The organism is Alteromonas sp. KUL17 (assembly GCF_006538305.1).
In the GTDB taxonomy this organism is placed as follows: Bacteria; Pseudomonadota; Gammaproteobacteria; order Enterobacterales; family Alteromonadaceae; genus Alteromonas; species Alteromonas macleodii.
In genome coordinates, this window is record NZ_BJKJ01000004.1 from 149,981 (window position 1) to 165,720 (window position 15,740).

19 protein-coding genes are annotated in these 15,740 nt (G+C 44.2%); 4 read left to right on the forward strand and 15 right to left on the reverse strand.

The features are described from left to right. Window positions 1–39: 39 nt before the first annotated feature. The 4 genes from KUL49_RS05430 to KUL49_RS05445 form a co-directional block, all read right to left on the reverse strand. A complete protein-coding gene (locus tag KUL49_RS05430; protein ID WP_131136562.1) occupies window positions 40–309 on the reverse strand; it encodes a type II toxin-antitoxin system RelE/ParE family toxin in 270 nt (89 codons plus the stop codon). Beyond that, entirely contained in the window at window positions 306–536 is a 231-nt protein-coding gene (locus tag KUL49_RS05435) for a type II toxin-antitoxin system ParD family antitoxin (RefSeq protein WP_131136563.1), read from the reverse strand. The genes KUL49_RS05430 and KUL49_RS05435 overlap by 4 nt, the downstream gene beginning before the upstream one ends. A gap of 353 nt (window positions 537–889) precedes the next feature. Continuing rightward, the gene (gene fabB, locus KUL49_RS05440) at window positions 890–2,104 is read right to left on the reverse strand and encodes a beta-ketoacyl-ACP synthase I (protein WP_014949953.1); all 1,215 of its coding nucleotides are present in this window, start codon (window positions 2,102–2,104) and stop codon (window positions 890–892) included. Window positions 2,105–2,400: 296 nt separating this feature from the next. Further along, window positions 2,401–3,963, reverse strand: a complete 1,563-nt coding sequence (locus tag KUL49_RS05445) for an AMP-binding protein (RefSeq protein ID WP_131136564.1) — start codon at window positions 3,961–3,963, stop codon at window positions 2,401–2,403. A 223-nt stretch (window positions 3,964–4,186) separates the two neighbouring features. On the opposite strand from KUL49_RS05445, the gene KUL49_RS05450 reads away from it, so the two are divergent. Then, window positions 4,187–5,461 (forward strand): galactose oxidase, encoded by a 1,275-nt coding sequence (locus tag KUL49_RS05450; RefSeq protein ID WP_131136565.1) that lies wholly within the window; start codon window positions 4,187–4,189, stop codon window positions 5,459–5,461. Between the two features lie 3 nt (window positions 5,462–5,464). Further along, the gene (gene mnmC, locus KUL49_RS05455) at window positions 5,465–7,525 is read left to right on the forward strand and encodes a bifunctional tRNA (5-methylaminomethyl-2-thiouridine)(34)-methyltransferase MnmD/FAD-dependent 5-carboxymethylaminomethyl-2-thiouridine(34) oxidoreductase MnmC (protein ID WP_131136566.1); all 2,061 of its coding nucleotides are present in this window, start codon (window positions 5,465–5,467) and stop codon (window positions 7,523–7,525) included. A 125-nt stretch (window positions 7,526–7,650) separates the two neighbouring features. Here the strand turns inward: mnmC and KUL49_RS05460 are convergent, their stop codons facing one another. From KUL49_RS05460 to KUL49_RS05485, 6 genes are all read right to left on the reverse strand, one after another. Beyond that, window positions 7,651–8,376, reverse strand: coding sequence for a FlgO family outer membrane protein (locus KUL49_RS05460; RefSeq protein WP_131136567.1), 726 nt, complete (start codon window positions 8,374–8,376; stop codon window positions 7,651–7,653). Between the two features lie 10 nt (window positions 8,377–8,386). Next, on the reverse strand, window positions 8,387–9,151 hold the full coding sequence (locus KUL49_RS05465; RefSeq protein ID WP_014949957.1) for a FlgO family outer membrane protein: 765 nt from the start codon (window positions 9,149–9,151) through the stop codon (window positions 8,387–8,389). A gap of 4 nt (window positions 9,152–9,155) precedes the next feature. Then, on the reverse strand, window positions 9,156–9,821 hold the full coding sequence (locus tag KUL49_RS05470; RefSeq protein WP_131136568.1) for a FlgO family outer membrane protein: 666 nt from the start codon (window positions 9,819–9,821) through the stop codon (window positions 9,156–9,158). 397 nt (window positions 9,822–10,218) lie between these two features. Next, window positions 10,219–10,638, reverse strand: coding sequence for a GNAT family N-acetyltransferase (locus KUL49_RS05475; RefSeq protein ID WP_131136569.1), 420 nt, complete (start codon window positions 10,636–10,638; stop codon window positions 10,219–10,221). 30 nt (window positions 10,639–10,668) lie between these two features. After that, window positions 10,669–11,013 (reverse strand): lactoylglutathione lyase, encoded by a 345-nt coding sequence (locus KUL49_RS05480; RefSeq protein WP_131136570.1) that lies wholly within the window; start codon window positions 11,011–11,013, stop codon window positions 10,669–10,671. A 45-nt stretch (window positions 11,014–11,058) separates the two neighbouring features. Then, on the reverse strand, window positions 11,059–11,496 hold the full coding sequence (locus tag KUL49_RS05485; protein WP_131136571.1) for a GNAT family N-acetyltransferase: 438 nt from the start codon (window positions 11,494–11,496) through the stop codon (window positions 11,059–11,061). Between the two features lie 265 nt (window positions 11,497–11,761). Between KUL49_RS05485 and KUL49_RS05490 the strand changes: the two genes are divergently transcribed. Then, the gene (locus KUL49_RS05490; protein ID WP_131136572.1) at window positions 11,762–12,472 is read left to right on the forward strand and encodes a hypothetical protein; all 711 of its coding nucleotides are present in this window, start codon (window positions 11,762–11,764) and stop codon (window positions 12,470–12,472) included. Between the two features lie 203 nt (window positions 12,473–12,675). On the opposite strand, the gene KUL49_RS05495 is transcribed toward KUL49_RS05490, so the two are convergent. The 3 genes from KUL49_RS05495 to KUL49_RS05505 all read right to left on the reverse strand — a co-directional run bounded on the left by KUL49_RS05495 (window position 12,676) and on the right by KUL49_RS05505 (window position 13,865). Beyond that, entirely contained in the window at window positions 12,676–12,972 is a 297-nt protein-coding gene (locus tag KUL49_RS05495; protein ID WP_131136573.1) for a type II toxin-antitoxin system RelE/ParE family toxin, read from the reverse strand. 8 nt (window positions 12,973–12,980) lie between these two features. Continuing rightward, window positions 12,981–13,223, reverse strand: coding sequence for a type II toxin-antitoxin system Phd/YefM family antitoxin (locus KUL49_RS05500; protein ID WP_131136574.1), 243 nt, complete (start codon window positions 13,221–13,223; stop codon window positions 12,981–12,983). A 156-nt stretch (window positions 13,224–13,379) separates the two neighbouring features. Further along, the gene (locus KUL49_RS05505) at window positions 13,380–13,865 is read right to left on the reverse strand and encodes a DUF2938 domain-containing protein (protein WP_131136575.1); all 486 of its coding nucleotides are present in this window, start codon (window positions 13,863–13,865) and stop codon (window positions 13,380–13,382) included. Between the two features lie 91 nt (window positions 13,866–13,956). Here KUL49_RS05505 and KUL49_RS05510 point away from each other — a divergent pair, with 91 nt between their 5' ends. Then, entirely contained in the window at window positions 13,957–14,376 is a 420-nt protein-coding gene (locus KUL49_RS05510; RefSeq protein WP_131136576.1) for a helix-turn-helix domain-containing protein, read from the forward strand. Between the two features lie 60 nt (window positions 14,377–14,436). Here KUL49_RS05510 and KUL49_RS05515 read toward each other — a convergent pair whose 3' ends face one another. Further along, on the reverse strand, window positions 14,437–14,925 hold the full coding sequence (locus KUL49_RS05515) for a GNAT family N-acetyltransferase (protein ID WP_131136577.1): 489 nt from the start codon (window positions 14,923–14,925) through the stop codon (window positions 14,437–14,439). A 5-nt stretch (window positions 14,926–14,930) separates the two neighbouring features. Next, window positions 14,931–15,662, reverse strand: coding sequence for an SDR family oxidoreductase (locus tag KUL49_RS05520; protein ID WP_131136578.1), 732 nt, complete (start codon window positions 15,660–15,662; stop codon window positions 14,931–14,933). Window positions 15,663–15,740: the final 78 nt, after the last annotated feature.

Below are 15,740 nucleotides of genomic sequence, written 5' to 3' on the forward strand. Positions count from 1 at the left end.
TTTCCTTCGTATTTCAATCGCATAGATGTATAGAGTATTTCATCTGTTGATGAAGTACCCTAATGACGAAAGTACCGTCATCGACTTTTTAAAGAAGACCATGTGCCTATGAACTGGCAGTTGAAAGTAATTCTTTCCTATATACTCTGCTGAAGTACCGAAACTAGGTTTTTCCGCCAGAATAACTAGAGCTTCGTGTAGGGCAACAAGATAGGCTTCAGCTTGAGTTACGCCATGAATATTGGCTGAATAATCGTAAATCCCGGAGATATCTTCCTCTGCTTTATTAGAGAGGGTATATTTATTCATTCTGAGGCTCGAGTTTTCTTAGCTTGAATAATATCTAAAACATTCTTATCACTTTTCCCACTCAATTCACCTTCTATGAGAGCTAAGCTAATTGCCTCTCGCTCACTCTGATTGCGACGTACTAAATCGCGGATATAATCACTAGCAATAGCAAATTTGCCAGTTTTTACCTGTTCATCAATCCACGTACGCATTTCGTCAGGAAGCGACACATTTAAAGTTGCCATTGTCTATTTCCGAATGTTCACCACCCTCAAACTATGGCAAACATTGACAAAGATTGCCAACTAAGTAATGAAAGTTAGGTTTAACCGATGACTCAGAGCACTTAGTTGAACGACAAATTTAGCGTCACTCGAAACATTGCGCTTAATAAAAATTTGACATTCTGATTCACGGACAAAATACACAATTACAATCACTTAAGCGGCTACTTCTAAAACCGCACGTTTAATCAAAAAAACGGCAACAAAAAAGGGCGTAAACACAAGCACCCACGGTGCTCAGGTTTACGCCCTTTTGTCTTCTTTGAAACTTCTTAACTGAAGTTAAAAAAGCTTACTGGTTCAAGCGGTTTCAATTAACCGTTGTAACGCTGCATAACTAACGTTGCGTTAGTGCCGCCGAAGCCAAAGCTGTTAGACATTATAGTGTTTAACGTTGCTTCACGTGCTTGGGTAACAATATCTAGCCCTTGTGCTGCATCGTCTAGCGTGTCGATGTTAATTGATGGCGCAATAAAGTTATTCTCCATCATCAACAAGCTATAGATAGCTTCGTTTACACCCGCTGCACCTAGTGCGTGACCTGTCAGTGACTTAGTTGCACTAATAGGTACGCCCGCTTGGCCAAACACTTCTTGAATCGCCGCAAGTTCCTTCACGTCACCTACAGGCGTAGATGTGCCGTGGGTATTCAAGTAATCGATTGGCGCATCGATATTTTGCATTGCCATTTTCATACAGCGAATTGCGCCTTCACCCGACGGTGCTACCATGTCGAAACCGTCTGATGTAGCACCATAACCTACTACTTCACCGTAGATTTTTGCGCCGCGCGCTAGTGCGTGCTCAAGTTCTTCAACAACAACCATACCGCCGCCGCCTGAACTTACAAAGCCGTCGCGTGCTGCGTCATAAGTACGTGATGCCACAGCAGGATTGTCGTTATATTTAGAGCTTAGTGCGCCCATAGCGTCGAATTGGCTTGATAGTGACCAATGTAGTTCTTCGCCGCCACCGGCGAATACTACGTCTTGCTTACCAAGCTGAATAAGCTCTAGCGCATTACCAATACAGTGGGCACTAGTTGCACACGCAGAAGCAATTGAATAGTTCACGCCGCGAATTTTAAACGGTGTCGCTAGGCAAGCCGATACCGTAGATGCCATACAGCGAGGAACCATGTATGGACCAACACGCTTAACGCCCTTTTCGCGAAGAATATCAGCAGATAGCACTTGGTTTTCAGAAGACGCGCCACCTGAGCCAGCAATGATACCTGTGCGTTCGTTTGAAATGTCGCTTTCTTCTAAACCAGAGTCTGCAATGGCTTGTTGCATCGCTACGTATGCGTAGCCTGCCGCATCGCCCATAAAGCGCATAGCTTTACGGTCAATATGGTCTTTCAAATCGATGTCGATGTTGCCCCAAACTTGGCTGCGAAGGCCCATTTCGGCGAACTGTTCTGAAAATGTAATTCCAGACTTACCCGCTTTAAGTGAAGCAAGTACGTCTTCTTTATTTACGCCGATGCTTGATACGATACCAAGACCGGTGATAACTGCTCTTCTCATAGTTTACCCTTTGCGTTGTTGCGGCTTATGGTAACGATTTTGAATGGTAAAGTGGTCTGCTCTGCCAATTGCCATACTCAAATTTGCCAAGTTTCAGCGTTGCAGTACCTGTTTCAATTCTGGGCTTATGTGTATAAACAGGTAAATTCCCACTTCCCTTCTTTTTCGTTTCTGCCGTCTTTGTCTATGCTTTCTTGTTCAGAATATTTCCAATGTAGCATGAATGCACAGGGTCATGACCAGCGTTAATTTATACCTTCATAAAACCTTCAAAATAGCTTTAGCGGTTTCTTTTATTAAGTAAATTGGGCTCTAAGTTTGTTCTTAAATATTTTACCCGTATCTTCTCTGGGCAGAGTATCGAGCATTTGCAACATTTTAGGCCACTTGAACCGCGCCAGTTTGCCATCTAAATACCCGTGTAGCGCATCAATCGACAGCGCGTTGTCGGGTGAGCATTGAACAGCCACCACGACTTTCTCGCCATACTCAGCATCAGGCACACCGAATACCGCGCAGTCTGCAACCTCAGGCATTTCTATGATGACGCTTTCTATTTCAGCAGGAAATATATTGGCGCCACCTGAGATGATCATGTCTTTTTTCCTATCGCAAATATATAAGTAGCCATCTTCATCCACATAACCCATATCACCTAATGTCGTGAATTCACCAACATGTAAGTCGCCTTGCGTGCCCGTAGTATTGGTATATTTGAATGGCGCGAACATGGAAAGGTGCGCATATATAACGCCAACATCACCTACTTCGCACTCCTCTTTATCGTCGCTCTGTATTTTAATCGCGGCACCGGGAATGGGCTTACCCACAGAATTTGGCTTCTCTAATGCTTCTTGAGATGAAATTAGGGTCATAAAGCCTAATTCACTAGCGCCATAAGATTCATAGAAAATTGGACCAAACCAGTTAATCATTGCTTCTTTCACGTCGCTCGGCAGTGCGGACCCGGTTGATAAAGCAAATCGCAAACTTGAAGTGTCGTATTTGCTTCTTATCGACTCGGGCAGTTTAAGTAGCCTCACCATCATAGTGGGAACAATATAGGCGTGAGTCAGCTTAAACCGCTCTATGTCTTGTAAAAAGCGTTCGGGGTCGAATTGAGGCTCAATGTATACATCAATATTACCCGCTGCTAAACAGCAGAGCGTAAGCGCGTGTGGTGCACTGTGATAAAGCGGTGCCGAGACGAAAAAGCGATCACCTATTGATAGCTGCATTAACGCTTCAGACAGCCCTTTAAATATTAAATAAGGGTCTGGCCGCGTTAGGTCTTCATCTCGCTTAATACCTTTAGGTTTTCCGGTACTGCCAGATGTGTAGGGAAACATGCCCTTAAAGCGTTTTGGCGGTTCATTGTGGCGCGTTGCGTTTGGGGCTGCTAATAGCGTATCAAGGTACTGGTACTGTTCCCCAGTTTTCGCCTCTGATGCTAACAGTGAATTATCTGTTAAATGATAGCGCTCTAAAATGCTTTCCGGCGTTTTAATCGTGTATATCACTGACAAGGTGGAAACTTGTAATAAGGTTTGGCGGTCATTCTCCCCCTTTAATAAATCGCGATGAGCGAACAGCACTTTAGCGCTGCAGTCGTCTAAAATAGGCAGAAGTTCGGCAACAGGGCTGTGCCAATTAAGCAGAACATAGCGCGAACCCACATATCGGCATGCCTCAACTATTTCAAATATATCGACATGGTTTCGCATAAAAATAGCTACCACATCGTTATCGCACACACCTTGCTCAGCCAGTGCACGTGCTATGATACGTGCACGATCATCCATTTCGTCTCTAGTGCGTTTGCAAATGCTTTGACCACATTGGTGAAACACGCCCGCCATACCTTCTCCCTGAACTATCTTGAATAGACCTAGCGCCAAATTTAACAAATTATTTACAACAACAATTAAATAAACGTATTGTTTTTACTGATAGATTGTTATTTGCAGAAGCAATATGAAAAGAAGAGTTTTAAGCAGGCACAAACTTTTGCGGAAAAACAAAAAGGTGACAGGTAGAATACGCAGCCAAACGTTCGAAATTTAGATAAAACTGAAGATTGCTGTGTTATTAAAAAAGCCAAGAACCATTGCTCTACGCATTTTCCAGAGTGCGGTACCCCGACTTTCTTTTGTAGTGGCTGCCTTTATTATTGCTTCTGCAGCGACTGTCTCAGTAACAGCTGCGCCTATCGTCCTCCCCGCGCTACCAGAGCCAGTTTCAAACAATGCCGTAGCTTCTGTAACCATCGACGACACACAATATGTATTTAGTTTTATGGGGCTGGGCAAAGGCAAGACCCATAAAGACGTGCACAACCGTGCTTGGCAACTTGTTATCAACAACAAAGATAAACCTTTGCAATGGCAAGCCCTTACCCCAGTTCCATCCAGCCTTGCGCTTAAAGGCCGTTTAGCCTCCGTAGCAGTGGGCGTTAATGACAGCATTTATATTTTTGGCGGTTACACGGTTGATGAAGATCACAATGAAATTAGTACGCCCGATGTTTATAAATACGCTCCTGTAACTGGGAAATATACGCTATTAACGCCTATGCCTGTGCCTGTTGATGATGCAACTGCTTTAGTCTACCAAGACCGCTACGTTTACTTAGTTTCAGGCTGGCACAACGATGGCAACGTAAACCTTGTGCAGGTTTACGATACGCAAACCGGCCAATGGCAACAGGCGAGCCCTTTTCTTGGCAATCCAGTATTCGGGCAAGCTGGCGGCATCGTTAATAACACTATGGTAATTTGTGACGGCGTTTCTGTAACACCTCACAGTGATAAACGCCGCAGCTTCGCGCCAGAAACAGCCTGCTTTAAAGGTGAAATTGACAAGGAAAATCCATTCAAAATTGATTGGCGTACGCTTGACCATCCAACGGGTACTGCACGCTATCGCATGGCGGCAGCGGGCGATAAGGACACCAGTAAAATCTATTTTGTGGGCGGTTCGACTAATCCGTACAACTACAATGGCATTGGCTATAATGGCGAGCCTTCAACTGCAGATGACGCCATCTGGATCTTTGATATTGCCGAAGGCACTTGGGTTATCTCGAAAACAGAAGCTGAAGCACCTACGATGGATCATCGCGGATTAATTAACGTTAACGGTTCTTGGTACACCGTTGGCGGTATGCTTGGCGCACAGCACGTGACCAGTAAAGTAATCCCGCACTTTTCAACACTCGCAGAAGTGTCTTGTTTATCTAAAAGGCAGGCTAGCTCTGACGTTTCAAAACAAGCATCGGATGGGCAAGCTGTTGAAGTAGTGAAAACCGCCTCCAATTCAAAGTGCCAACACCAAAACAATATAAACGGAGAAAAATAAACAGTGAAATCTAAGCATGCACAGGTTCATTTTAATGAGAGCGGTACGCCTGTCGCCGACCATTTTGACGACGTTTATTTTTCTAACGACAGCGGAATTGATGAAACCCAACACGTTTTTGTTGCAGGCAACGACCTTGATGAGCGCTGGCAACAGTGGCGCAACCCTACTTTTGTCATCGCCGAAACAGGTTTTGGAACTGGGCTGAACTTTTTGGTCGCCATGCGTGCCTTTAACGAATTTAGAGCAGCGAACCCTGATCATCCGTTAAAGCGCCTGTATTTTATTACCACCGAAAAGTTTCCACTGCCTCAACAGGATATGCAGCGTGCGCTAGAAGCTTTTCCTGCCCTTAAAGACGAAGCGCAAGCACTCGCTTCACTTTACCCCATGGGCCTTGAAGGTTGTCATCGCCTTCATTTTGATAACCATTCAACCACACTCGACTTATGGATTGGTGATGTGCACGAGCTTTTGCCTCAATGGCATTCCCCTGTAAATGGCCTCATCGATGCCTGGTTTTTAGATGGTTTTGCACCAAGCAAAAACCCTGATATGTGGACTGATGCACTGTTTAGCCAAATGGCTCGCTTGTCAAAAACAGGTACAACCTTTGGAACCTTTACCGCCGCAGGCATCGTAAAACGTGGGCTAGCTGGTGTGGGTTTTACCATTAAAAAACGCAACGGTTTTGGCCGTAAGCGCGACATGTTGACCGGCGTTTTTGACCAAGACCATGATAATGTGCAGCATAAACTTCGTCTGCCTGCTGGCCCCTATTACAGGTACGCTAACGGCAGTTTAGATAAAACAAGTGAAGTCGCAGTAGTAGGCTCCGGCCTTGCAGCAGCTACGGCATGTCTGGCTTTAGTAAAACGCGGCATTAGCACTACTTTGTATTTTGATGGTGACACCCTTGCAAGCGGCGCGTCTGGCAACCCGCAAGGCGGTTTTTACCCGCAGCTTCATAGCGAAGCAAGTATTGCCAGCCGCATTCAGGCGCACAGTTTTTTGTATGCTAGACAAGCCTACGACCACACTATTGAACATGCAAAAACCTGTGGCCTATCCGACGTTGCCCATGATTTCTGTGGCGTTGTTCAACTGAGCTTTAACGACAAGGTAGCAGAGCGTCAAAATAAACTAGCAGCAGCCGACGTATGGCCTGAAGCTTTGATTAAGCCCGTGGACGGCAAAGAAGTGAGCGATATCGCTAACCTAACTCTTCCCTACTCTGGCTTATACATTGGCCTCGGCGGATGGCTTTCTCCTCCGCAGCTAGTTACTGCCATGATTGAAGAAGCACTTCAAAGTGGCAAACTTGAGCTAAAACCCAATCATACCTATGTGTCTCATGAGGCAATTGAGACAACAAAGCAGCAGGTGCAAATTCGTTTTAACTTAGATAGCGCTGAGAGTGAAGAAGTTATTACTGCCGATCACCTTATCCTTGCCCTTGGAGCAGGTGCGGTAAACGCTAGCGATTTTGACAGCCTGTCCCTTCGCCCTGTTCGCGGACAGGTTGAAGCTATTCCAACCCAAATGCCAATTGAACGGCTCAACACTGTGTTGTGTCACAAAGGCTATATGACACCTGTATTCGAAGGTCGGCATGCGTTAGGTTCAACCTACGTTAAAAACGACTTAAGTACCGATGTGAGAAGCGATGAAACTGAAATGAACCTTGCTACACATGAACAGGCGCTGGCAAACACCGACATCGTGCAAGCATTACAACATGACGGTAAAGCCAGAGCGGCTACGCGTTTAGGTTCACCCGACCACCAACCTGTTGTCGGTGCACTACATAATTTTGACTCATTAAAAGAACACTACACTATGCTAGGCGTGGGCAAACCGTTGACTAGCGCGCCAGTGTTGCCAACCAGCGTAGTTTCCACCCTTACTTGCTTAGGGTCGCGAGGGTTAACCACAGCGCCTTTAATGGCAGAGGTCTTGGTGAGCAGTCTATGTAAGGAGCCGCTACCTTTAAGCAACGATCTGCTTAATGCTGTAAACACAAGCCGCTTTATGACTCGCGAAGCAATAAGAAGTCAGGGTTAATAAACGGAGAGGTCTTTGTGAAAATTCTACTGTGCCTAGACACAAAAGATCGGACGTTTAGAGGATTTAAAGCGAACATGAAAGGAGTTCGCTTTGAAAAAACAGAGTGCAAAGGAAGTAAATGGCTAGTTTACGCTAGCCATTTTATTTAAATCCATCACAATAAAGGCAGGAATGTAGACGTTGGCGCTTGCAACCACTTGTTTATTTTCCAGCGACACAATACGGGCGTTTACGCGTACGCCTCTGTCATCTTCAATGATGGTGCCGGTTACAACATGGTCCATTTCAACCTGTTTAGCGAGTGCAGTACCATCTCTAGTAAGAACAAAATCGCCCACTGGCGTTACGGTAATGCCACCTGCAAGCTTAAAGTCGACAACCGCTAACCCAAAGTCTTGCAGCTCGGCTATTAGATACTCTGAAAGCTGATTGCCTAGCACGGTACTGTCGCTCAACGACTGATTAAGCCTCACAAAACTCGCCACACCCACCATATCTTGCTGCGTAAGACGGGTTGCATTGTCCATTAACTCCATCGCAAGTTGCGAGGCGTAATCATTTAAGCGCTTATGCGTTTGTGAAGGTGAATAGCCATGGTGTAGTGGGTCTTTATAGCCGGGGTCGACTTCCACGTGCTGTTGATATTGTCTATCGCGAGAATCTGGTGTGTACTCCAGCCCTGAACGGCTTGGTACAGGCACTGGCTCGGCGTGATGCGTAATTTCACCGTCTTCACCTAACCAAAATGAGCCAATAGACTCTGTGCTAGTGCACCCTGCCATACATACACTCAGCATTACGCCAACGGCTGCCCAACTGCTTGACACAAGCTTCTTTGTAAACACCATGCTGAAACTCCTAGCCGCGACTTAGCTTAACGCCATCGCGCATACCGTTTTGCTGGCTACCATCACTTGGAATAAGTGCATCTACTACGTAGAACGGCACTAACATTTGCGCAGTTGCCACCACCGCGCGCGACTCCATGCCTAAAATACGGGCGTTAACTAACACGCCACCTTGGTGCTTGGTCATTGTTCCGGTTAAGACGTATTCAATAGGAAGGCTGCTGCTCAATTCCAAATAGTCTCGGCTTAATACAAAATCGCCATCGTCAGTAATACGAATATACTCGGTGGCTTTGAAGTCGATAACCGGCACGCGGAATTTATGCAGTTCGTGAACAAAAGATTCCGCCATCTGACGACCAAGCAAGTCTGTTTTCTGCAAGTCAGTATCTAGCAGTGCAAAATGGGTTACACCAATAGGTGTCTTGTTATTCACATATTCCATATTGGCAATTAAGTCTTGCGCCATGTTCTTCACATAGTCGCCAATATGCTTGGTTAGAGGTCGACCTTTATACGCGCCCTGTACGCTCGAATACAAAGGGGGTTGACCGATAGCGCCGTACGCGTCCATACCCTGAGACTGGGTATCACTGGTATTTTCAACTGGCTTTGAAGGAGCGCGGTCGGCGGCAGTAATATCAATCACGTTCATGGCCGGGCGCTGAGGCGCTTGTTCGGCTACCTCTTCTTCCCCCATCATCATAGAGCACCCGCTGACGCTTAGCAGTGAAGCACAAAGCGAAAGCGCCGCGTATTGATTTCGTCTTTTCATGGGGTTACCTCGTACCTTCAGTTCTGTATAACTTGCCGTTTCTGGTGGTTACATGTTCTTCGCGCCAAAACAGTTCGGCAGGGAAAAAGCGTGTTGCTGCAGCGACAATGTTTTTGTTTCTAGCGTTGATAATTCGAGCGTTAACCACCGCGCCAGACTCTTGATACACCATAGTGCCGGTTATATAAAAATCGACGCGCTCAATGTTGGAAAGCTGGTCGATATCGCGGGTTAATACTCTGTCGCTTTCGTTACTAACAATTATATCGTTCGAAAGCTTAAATTCTTGAGTAGAAAAGCCTCTTTTCGTGGCCTCAGTAATCATTCCCTGTTCAAGTTGATGGCCCAACAACATTAGCGGATGTTGATGATCAGCACTGTATTTCATGGTATCGGCAGGTACAAAGCCAACTACCGCATAGCGAGACTGACGTGCTGGACCCACATCAGAAAAAAGTTCGTTTGCCAACATATAGGTATGGTATTCCACATTCCCCAATGCCGATACGTCGCTGGCATCGGTTTGCGCAAATTGACTCTTAGGTTCGTCAGATGAAGAGCAACCAGAGAGTAAGCCCAATAGAAGCGCGGTATATGCCAAGGCTTTCGCGACTAAGCGACCATTTTCTGTCAGCAGAGCGTGAGAGACAGGTTTTGTCATACTTTTCATTACACGTGTCCAGTGAAAAACGTCAAATTTCTATCGGAAAGAAGCAAAAACTCATCAAAAAACAGTGATCAGCTAGTACGCAAACCGACATTTTCAGTGTCTTTAAACAGGCTTTTGCAAAATTCACACCAAAGAGAGGCTACAAGCAGCATTGAAGGTTACATTGATAAAATTGCTGATAACCAAGTGACGTAAAGCGCCTAGTTTAAGGAGATATACCTTTCTCAGTGTTAAAAGAACTTGATGTTTATCGTCAGGCCGTGCATGAAAAGCGGAGGCGACTTGCCGCCTTAGGACAGAAAGCTGCCGATAATTAAATAGGCAATGATCACAATGCCAAGTGATTAAAAAACTTGAGGACTCCTGGGACTCTCATGCCGCGTCAATGACCAAGTAGCTAAATAAACCTACACATGCCTAAACCTAAGCTCTGACCATCGCGAGGTTTAAAGCCAAACTTAAGATAAAAACTCTCTTTTCCATGCGCAGCCAACAAGCCAATGGTTGCGCCAGGTGCGCAGCAAGACTCCAAATGTGTAATCAACGTGTTCATTATTTTCGATCCCAAGCCTTTATTCTGATGTTCTGGATGAATAATGACGTCTTGAATATAAAAATACATTGCGCCATCGCCAATCACCCGACCACAGCCTACAAGGTTGCTGTCGAGGTAAATTGTTGCCCAAAACAACGAGGCATCAATACTTTTTTGAACAACCGATAAACACGGGTTACTCCATCCAATCAATTTTCTTAAACTGGCAAAGTCTTCAACTGACGGAGGGCTTTCTTTAATGGTGTAATTGGTATGCATCATTCGTCATTCCTCCCCTCGTTCTCGCAAAAGCTAGCTACCTAATTCGGTAATGTGAAGTAGTTCGCCCGACGGGCCCCATAGATAGAAAACACTTCCCCAATGTTGTTGCTCAATTGATGAAATTTTCGTTTTATGTAACGAGCGCGAGCACAAATCAAAAGCGTCCTGAATGTCTGCTACACATATTTGTAGCATAAAGTTATTCGCCAATTCAGGATTATAAAAGCGCTGAAGAAAGTAGAGACAATCACCATTCTCAAACAGTGTTAGGTCTTCATTTACGTATGAAGCATTAAATCCAATCTCAGAATAAAATGCTTTAGAAATATCGTAGTTTTTGCTTGGAATAAAAGTCTTAATATCTATGACGTCCATATCTTGAGATCCATCGCATTTCGCTGCTTTAAATTTAAGTCGTGGCTAAATGGCAATAACAGCAAGCATGTCTTCGCCATCTTCATCTAACCCCACCTCTTCGAAACCAAAGCTTGAATAGAAGGCTTTGGCGACAGGATTCTTGGGGTTATAGCATATCTCTATCTGTTTGAGCTCAGAAGTTTGCTTTATAAGCGTGATAGCTTGAGATAAAGCAACTCTGCCAATTCCATTGTTCTGATGGCTCTCATCAATCATAAAGCGCCAAATGGACACTTTGGTTGGCGTTTCCTGAACCCACATCAAGAACCCTACGGGCTGGCCATTGCAATAAATGGCTTTGCAGGTATGGTTCTCGTTGTAAAAAGACTCAACCAACGACCACATATTGCACGCTACAAACGCTTGTTGATCATCCGCCACATCCAAGTCACAAACCTGCTCATAGTTAGATTTGTTTATTTCTTCCAGTGAAATTTTCATCCTGTTTTCTTTTTCCGGTTAATTATTAAGAATAAATAATTGTGGCTGTTTTGGTATTTTAAACTTTCTTATCAGCAATTGAGGTAAGTAGTTTCGTTATTCAATGTGATATGTTGTTCTTGGTTCGTGTTTTAATCTTTATAGTATAGTGACACGTTTTACAGGAACACTTGGTTAAGAGCATAAGGAATAGCGCTTTTGACAGAGGTAATCTTCTCCATAACAAGCACAACATCTTTCAGTTATTGAAATAAGGATATTTATATTGAAAAAACTCTCTTTTACTTTGACCGTAGTATTGTTCACTAGTGTGGGTTACTCAATCGGCTCGTTAACCAGTGAGCCACGAATTCAGAAGAAAGACCAAGCAACTAACCTGAACAATACAGCAGTTCCCCTAGCGGATAAGTCAGGCTCAACCTCGTCCCAAGCACTGATTTCAGCGGAAGAACTTATGGTGATGAAAATTGATACTGACGCTGAGCTAAAAAATGAAAAACTAACTAGTGATGAAACCAATGTTCACGCTTTGATTGAACCAGAAGAATCAATTGACGATACAAGTCACATTTTGAAGGTCAATAACGACGTTGCCATATTGGATACTAAGCGTTTAGGCTCTTTAACTATTACAGAATTAAGGGGCCTTGTAGAAACGATAAAGTTTGCTCCCAAAGCTAGTGAGACCCTTTTAATAGAGAATGAACTGCAAGATTCACTCTACGACAGACTAGAAGAGCACGACTCAGCACTGTATCGAGAGGCCGTTTGTAATAACGACCTTTGTGCAATAGAGGTGGCGTCAAGTAATTTGGAAATATTAAATAGTCTAGTTGATGACTTAATGTTTGATGCAGACATATACGCCAGTATGCAAAGAGGATTTGTTAGGCTGTACAGTGATGATAATCAACACTTTGCTACATTTCTTGGCGTTAGAAAAGGTAAGGCATCAACCGTAAGAATCGCCAACTGAATGCTCCCAGTTACCGCTTATTTTAGGGGTTATTGCCTTTCCGCAGTCAGATTCGGTTTTGCACTCTGCAGTTTTCATTTGTATTCATAACTCGGCCAATTCCATAATTATATTTGATATTCATCGTCGGGCCGTTGATAAAAAGCGAAGGCGGCTTCCCCCCTTAATACAGAGAGCTGCCGATATTCGGTGAGTAGTGACAGCTATTTCAAGTGATTTTGAGGTAGTTGCGACTGGCCTAGAATCGCTACAATTATTAAACCGTCGCTATCTTGAAGGTAGTAGACTGTATGCTTGCCTACTGGAAAATAAAAGCCATCAGTAACCAATTCATTACAACTTTTACCAACTGAAGGGTTTTCTGAGATAAATTGAAGCCCCTTAACAAGCGTTTCCTTGTAGCGCTCCCATTGTTCAACCGAATATTCAGCTAAAGTGTAATCTCTTATCTTTACTAAATGGCCCTGTGCAAAACTACTTAATCGATAAGCTTTTTTCATTGTGAACTTTATAATTTACTCATAAAATCATCACCATCAGCGAGTTTGCCTTCGATTTTATCTTTTTTGGCGGTCTCAAAACAAAGCTTTATGTATTCAGCTTTCATAGCTTCCAAATCTTCGAAGTCTTTCATCGACATGACAACTACTGCGTCTTTACTATTTTTACTTATTTTAACGGGTTCGCGCTGGGCACTTAGCAAAAGTTCACCAAAGTTACGTTTGGCATCATTAGCGGTTAACGTATGCATGATTACACCTCAATCCAATATACATCCGTAAGTATACAACATCATACAAAGTGTGCAATTTAAGCGGATCGTGCGAAATAATTAATTTCGATTAAAATGCGTTGTATAACCAAAGGTCACAATTTTTATCAACAAGTACCTGTCCTATAGTGATTACTACAAAATGACTCCAGCAAACAAGGCCGACACGTACAACCCTAAGCCAAATACTGCATGGTTTAAAACGTTGTGTAGACGGACAGCGTTAGGATTAGGCGTTTTCGACGCAGCAATTCCTACGCCCATTCCGGGCTGCAATATAAAGAACGGTGCAACGACCGTAGCGATACCGAGCGCTACTGCTGGACCTAGTGTCGGCTCGAACAACCAAGCTTCTCCAAATATAAGAAAAAGTAACACCGCATAGCCAATACCAATTACGTAATGCGCTGTCCACCCAATGATCTTCTCACCACTCACAGCATCGGCGTTGGCAATACAAGTATGCGAGAATCGCCCTTTTTTCATATGCCCTATCCAACGCCCTACCATGCCCCAATTTGTTGGAGCAATACCAAACAATTGCTTTCTCAACAAGGCCCATAAATCCATCACTAAAGTAGCTCCAATACCTATCAGCAAGATAAAAACAATACTTTGCATATTCACTCTCAATAACTAGTTTCAATTAACATGAGATGCTAGCCTACAACTTCAAGTTAACTTTAAGTCAAGCATTCCTTTGGGAAAAAGTATGGAAATATCTCAGGTCGCCAAAAAGTCAGGAGTGTCGGCATCAACACTGCGCTTTTATGAAGAAAAAGGCCTTATCAAATCTATTGGTCGACAAGGTATACGTCGCGTATTTAGCTCAAACGTTTTAGAGCGCCTTGAATTAATCGCACTAGGCCGCGCAGCTGGTTTTTCACTGGAAGAAATTTCTGGGATATTAGGAACCGATGCAAAGCCTGATATAGACCGCGCTCTGCTACTTAAAAAAGCGAGCGAATTAGATGGAACAATCAAAAAATTAGAAGCAATGCGTGATGGTCTGCAGCATGCAGCTGCTTGCACAGCACCGAGTCATTTGGAATGTCCGAGGTTTCGTCGATTGATGAACCTTGCAGCCGCAGGGGTGATTGAAGGCGTTGCCGCGAATAAGGCAGTAAAATAAATATCCGTATCTATGGAAACCACTCAACGCTTTGCGGGTTCTAAAGTCACCATCGAAGAGCTACCTCAAAATGGCAAAAATATGGCTATCGTAAAACTGTCCATCTTTGAAAATGGCGCGTTGCAATATCGCTTCCTGCTTGAACCCTGCATTTAGCAGCAGCTTTTGCGAAGCAAAATTGGATGAAAATACGCAGGCAAAAATGCGCTCTATATTTGTGTTTGAGAAAGTAAGCGCAATAATCTGGCGCAGCGCCTCGCGCATAATGCCTTTTCGCCAATGCGATGAGCAAAGCCAGTACCCAACTTCTCCAGATCTCTCATATTCAAAGTTACCTGGGTTAACACCAATACACCCTACTAACTCGCCGTCGTACTCTACAGCTCTTATAAAACCCTCTTTGCTCCCCTCTTGAATCCACCATGTGGCATCTTCTTTTGTATAAGGGCTGGGAATTTTTGTCGACAGAAACTGCGTGACCGACGGTTGATTCAAAATATCTACCAGTCTACCTACATCGCTCATTTTGAAATCTCTGAGTGTTATCACGCGCTTTACTTCCCACCCGCTAAATCAATAAACGATCCTGTAACATATGAAGACTGAGGTGATAGAAGCCAGGCTATCGCCTGTGCGACTTCATCTGCTGTACCGCCCCGCTGCATAGGAATTTGTGAGCTTAACCGTTCTACTCTGCCAGGTTCACCACCATCGGCATGAATGTCTGTTTTAATAAAACCAGGCCGGACGCTGTTTACACGAATGTTCTTCGCAGCAAGTTCTAATGAAAGCCCTTTGGTGAATGAATCCATTGCCCCTTTCGACGTCGCATAGTCGACGTATTCAAAAGGAGCACCAGTACGAGAGGCAATGGACGAAACATTAACGATTGCGCCTCCTGCAACGCTTTGTTTTACAAAAGCCTTTGAACACAAGAATGCGCTAAGCACATTAGTATTAAGTACTTTGGTGAAGCGCTCTGCACTGACGTTAATTAACTCAGTTTTGGTAAATAAAACACCCACATTGTTAACCAAATGCGTTACCTCACCCCACTGTTCCCTTACATATTCGAACATGTCCAGTACTTGCGCTTCATCTGAAACATCGGCTTTATGAGCAAATGCAACGCCACCGTTGTCAGCTATCGACGCGCACACCCTATCCGCAGCATTTTTATCTGATAGGTAATTAACGCAAACCTTATAATCGTTACTTCCCAACAATTTAGCAGTTGCGGCACCAATACCACGACTAGCGCCTGTGACAATAACTACCTTGCCCACAATTTGATTCCCTTAACTGGCCATTGAACGTGGCGCTAACTTTATAAGACTAACTTACCAGCTAGTTCTGGCTTCAGA